Source organism: Micromonospora sp. LOL_015, from assembly GCF_048060275.1.
Classification (GTDB): Bacteria; Actinomycetota; Actinomycetes; order Mycobacteriales; family Micromonosporaceae; genus Micromonospora_E.
Genome location: NZ_JBHMIO010000210.1, coordinates 1 through 348, shown reverse-complemented (window position 1 = coordinate 348; position 348 = coordinate 1). Strand labels below are relative to the sequence as shown.

The following is a 348-nucleotide window of genomic DNA, read 5'->3' as shown; positions in this document are numbered from 1 at the left end:
GCGTACGAGGCACGGATCGCCGGGCTCGGCTCGGTGCGGACCAGATTCAGCGCGGAACCGGCCGACCGGTCGGCCGACGGCGAGTCAGGGGAGGGGTCGTGATGGGTGTCGGGGTCGCGGTGATCGGGTCGGGCAACATCGGCACCGACCTGATGATCAAGGTGCGGCGGCTGTCGGAGTCGCTGCGAATGGTGGCGATGGTCGGCATCGACCCGGAATCGGACGGGCTGGCCCGCGCCCGCCGCCTCGGCGTGGCCACCACCGCCGACGGCGTCGACGGCCTGGTGGCGATGCCCGAGTTCGCCGACGTCGGGTTGGTGTTCGACGCCACGTCGGCCGGCGCGCACC

At 73.0% G+C, this 348-nt stretch carries 1 pseudogene; it reads left to right on the top strand.

Annotated elements, in window-relative coordinates:
- Positions 1-101 precede the first annotated feature (101 nt).
- Positions 102-348, top strand: a pseudogene (locus ACFHWU_RS29525) (acetaldehyde dehydrogenase (acetylating)); the annotation flags it as partial.